The following is a 3,929-nucleotide window of genomic DNA, read 5'->3' on the forward strand; positions in this document are numbered from 1 at the left end:
GCGGGTGGAACACGGCGCCACGAGCAACGATATCCGCGACACGGCGACCGGCCTCCAGCTCGGCAAGTCGCTCGACCTGATCGATACAAAGCTCCGGAAACTCATCGCGGTTCTCCTGAAGCGGGCGGAAGAGAACAAGACGCTGGTCTGCATCGGCAGGACCCATGGCCAGCACGGTGTACCTACGACCTACGGGCTCCGCTTCGCTATCTGGGCAAGCGAGGTCGGCCGGCATATCGAGCGGCTCGAACAGATGCGCCCCCGGGTCGTGGTCGGCCAGATGACCGGTGCAGTCGGGACGCAGGCAGCGCTCGGGCCAAAGGCGATGGACGTGCAGGCAACCATGATGGCAAACCTCGGGATGGGATCGGTGGACGTCTCCAACCAGGTGATTGCCCGCGACCGGTACGCGGAGTATTTCATGTTCTGCGCGAATGTTGCGACAACTCTCGACAAGATTGGCGTCGAGATCCGCTCGCTCCAGCGGACCGAGATCGGCGAAGTGGAGGAAGCGTTCGGCAAGAACCAGGTTGGGTCCTCGACCATGCCCCACAAACGAAACCCCATCAAGAGCGAGCAGGTCTGCGGCCTTGCCCGGATCATCCGTTCAGCCGTTGAACCTGCACTCCAGAACAACACCCTCTGGGACGAGCGGGATCTCACCAACTCCTCGTGCGAACGTGTGCTCTTTCCCGAGGCTTCAATCCTCACCGACCACTGCCTCCGGCTCATGGCCGGTGTCATCGAAGGCCTTGTCATCAGGAAAGACGCAATCCGCAGGAACCTCGCGTTCCTGCACGGGATCAACATGGCCGAGTCGGTGATGATCGAGCTGACAAAGAAGGGCATGAGCCGGCAGGATTCCCACGAAAAGATCCGCGTCGCGAGCATGCAGGCGCTTGCCGAAGGAAAAGCGCTTGCCGATGTCCTTGCACAGGATCCCGCTGTTGTACGGTTCTGCTCAAAAGCGGAGATCGCAGCGCTCCTCTCTCCGGATGCCTACATCGGGACTGCCGTGCAACAGGTTGACCGAGTTGTTAAGAAACTCTCGCCGCTCGCCATTTGATTTGGGGAAAAACAACCCCCCGGTCTCCCGGTTTTTTTCAGTTTTGTTCCCATTCCCTTTTTGTTCCCCTTCTTTTGTTCCCCTTCTTGTACAAAAACAGGCAGCGAAAATCCAGGGTCAGATACAATATTTATAACCATTCCCGGATAATACGACACTACTCATGGATCGATCTCTTTTGGTGGCGGGGCACAGGATATCGCACACGGAGATCGTGCGGCTTTTCGTCATTGCCTCGCTCACCCTCTCGTGTATCTTCATCACGTCCATCTCGCTGACGAAACACGTTGAGACGATCTACTCCCAGCTCTTCTATTTCCCCATCCTCTATGCCACGTATTTCTATCCCCGGCGCGGCCTCTTCCTTGCCGGGTTCTGTGCCGTTGTCTACGAAGTCCTGGCCTACATCTACGTATTCCCGGACATTGCCGGGATGATCTACACCACCGGTCAGGCAATCCTCTTCATCTGCATTGCCGCGGTTGTCGCATATTTCACCGAGAAGATCAACACGAGTGAGACCCGGTACCGCAGCATCTTTGAGACCTCGCCTCTCGGGATTGTCCTCTTCGACCAGAATACATTTGCGATCAAGATGGCAAACTCCCATTTCTCGGCCATGACCAGCTATCGACCTGAAGAACTGGCAGGGATGAACTTCTCGCAGTTCTTCGATACCCAGAAAGAGCAGCGCCGGTTCTTCGAGTTTCTCGGGTCAAGCGAGGACGTGGTCAACTTCGAGACGCAATTCGTAAAAAAAAGCGAGCACCCGTTCTGGGTGAACCTCTCGTGGAGCCGGATCGACGCGAACCTGGTCAGCTGTTCGGTTATCGACATCAACCAGAGGAAGCTTGCCGAGCAGGCTGCAGACGAGAACTCGCAGCAGTACCAGCAGGTAACGGACCATGCCCCGACCAGCATCGTTGTCGTGAACGCGGGTAAGATCAGTTATTCCAACCCGACGTTCCGGTCGTTTACCGGCTATGATGCGGAAGAACTTGCGGGAAGGGACTTCCGTGACCTCATCCACCCGGACGACCGTGGCGCGTTCCCCGTCCTGCCGGAGAGTCCCGGTGCCGGTACACCCCTGCCCGGGCTGACCGAGGTGCAGTTCCGGACAAAAGCCGGCGAGACCCGGCTTGGCACCCTCTTCTTCACCTGGATCCACCAGAAGGGCAGCCCCGCGGTACTGATCAACCTTGTCGATATCACCGAATACGAACGGCTCAAGGAGTCGGTGCAGAACGAGAGCATCCGGCGCCGGGGCATCATCAGCACGGCAGTCCACGAACTCCAGTCACCCCTCCAGCCCATAACGGGATACCTTGCCATGCTGACCCAGAATCCCGAGAAGTACGGCGTCACGGACGAGACGAAAGCGATCCTCGACCGGGTTGCAAAGAGCATTGATCACGAACGCCAGGTTATCGACCAGATGCTGGAGCTTTCGGTGCTCGAAGCGGAGAAGATTCCTATCGAATATTCCCCCGTACCGGTACCGGCGCTTCTCCGCACAATCATTGAGAGCGGGGGCTACGGAGCACAGGCAGAGATAGCCATCGATGCCCCCGGCCTGATCATCGACGCGGACGAGGGGAAGATTGCCACGGTCATCGGCTCTATGCTCTCCAATGCGGTGAATTACTCCAAACCTCCGCGGAAGATCCGTATCGCGTATGTCTCGTCAGCGCAGGATACGATGCACCGGCTGGCGATACGGGACAACGGGATCGGGATTACCAACACCCAGCTGGACGAGATCTTCAGGACGCAGAACCCAGCAGACCTTGCCGGCAATGGAAAGAAAGCCGGGCGTGTCGGGCTTTCCCTCTCGATTGCCAAGCGCTATGTCCAGCTGCACGGCGGGTTCATCAGCGTGGATTCCGTTGTGAATGTCGGGAGCACCTTCACGATCCATATCCCGAAACAGCGGCCGGCAGAGGTTCCCCATGACGCATAAGGTCATGCTCGTGGAAGACGACCGGCCCATCCTCGAGATGATGGATTTGTTGATCCGGCGACTTGGCTATGAACCGGTCCTGATGCCTGATGCGAATGTGGCACTGGAGACGGTCCGTCGCGAACCTCCGGCACTGATCCTTCTCGATATCATGATGGTGCCAATCGACGGCTGGACGTTTTTAAAACGGCTGCGGGAACTTCCGGGCATGCTGGAGCTTCCGGTGGTTCTTTTCACGGCAGCGCCGGAAGTCCAGGAGCGGATGCTGCAGATCAGTGACTCGCATGTCAGCGTCCTCCATAAACCGGTCTCGCTGGAAGAGCTGAAGGAGGCCATGGAGAAATGTTTGCCGGCAGGGTGATAAACAATTCACCCTGTATATCCGGCAATGTGATTGTGTTATCTCCAGTATTGTTGTCGCTCTCTGTACCAGCGGACAAAACTGACGCAGACCACGATAGCCGCAGCCCCCATGCAGAGGGCGATAATATTCTCGGCAATGAAAGCAATGACCGTTCCCAGTGATCTGGCGATCTCTCTTTCTGCAGCGCCGGCAAAGGGAATCTCTCCGGTATCTTCCGCTGCCACGGGTGGTGCAGCCTGCGTGGGGGCTGGCAGTTGAGACTTATCTGCATCTGAAAGGGCCTCCTCACCCTCGGCAGGCTGGAGTGGCGCCCGCTGCTCCTGCAATCTTCCCGATTCGGATGAGTAATAATGGCGGGAAGAACTGCTGCTGCTCCCGGATGCGGAGCCTCCCCCGGAAGAGGTTCGGGGGACTGCGGAAACGGACGCAACACCGAAGATCGAACAGCCGTTGGGTGAGATGACTTTCCTAAACACATACTCCCCTGCCGCCGAAAAGGCACGTGTTGATATCGTTGTACGCCTGAGCATAACACAAAA

General features: G+C 57.6%; 4 protein-coding genes. 3 read left to right on the forward strand and 1 reads right to left on the reverse strand.

All coding sequences use genetic code 11. From position 1 onward, the window contains the following. From purB to CW742_RS08505, 3 genes are all read left to right on the forward strand, one after another. The coding region (purB, locus tag CW742_RS08495; protein ID WP_292419113.1) for an adenylosuccinate lyase at nucleotides 1-1,066 on the forward strand (1,066 nt) is incomplete at its 5' end. Nucleotides 1,067-1,280: 214 nt separating this feature from the next. Further along, a complete protein-coding gene (locus CW742_RS08500) occupies nucleotides 1,281-3,026 on the forward strand; it encodes a PAS domain S-box protein (protein WP_292419116.1) in 1,746 nt (581 codons plus the stop codon). Continuing rightward, nucleotides 3,016-3,387, forward strand: a complete 372-nt coding sequence (locus tag CW742_RS08505; protein ID WP_292419119.1) for a response regulator — start codon at nucleotides 3,016-3,018, stop codon at nucleotides 3,385-3,387. Before CW742_RS08500 ends, CW742_RS08505 begins: the two co-directional genes overlap by 11 nt. A gap of 38 nt (nucleotides 3,388-3,425) precedes the next feature. Here the strand turns inward: CW742_RS08505 and CW742_RS08510 are convergent. Continuing rightward, on the reverse strand, nucleotides 3,426-3,929 hold a 504-nt coding region (locus CW742_RS08510; protein WP_292419122.1), incomplete at its 5' end, for a hypothetical protein.

Origin of the sequence: Methanoregula sp. (assembly GCF_002835825.1) — an archaeon.
Taxonomy (GTDB): Archaea; Halobacteriota; Methanomicrobia; order Methanomicrobiales; family Methanospirillaceae; genus Methanoregula.

Bases quoted from the DNA above. Each gene is read 5' to 3' on its own strand.
- CW742_RS08505 (WP_292419119.1), top strand. From the start codon at position 3,016: ATGACGCATAAGGTCATGCTCGTGGAAGACGACCGGCCCATCCTCGAG.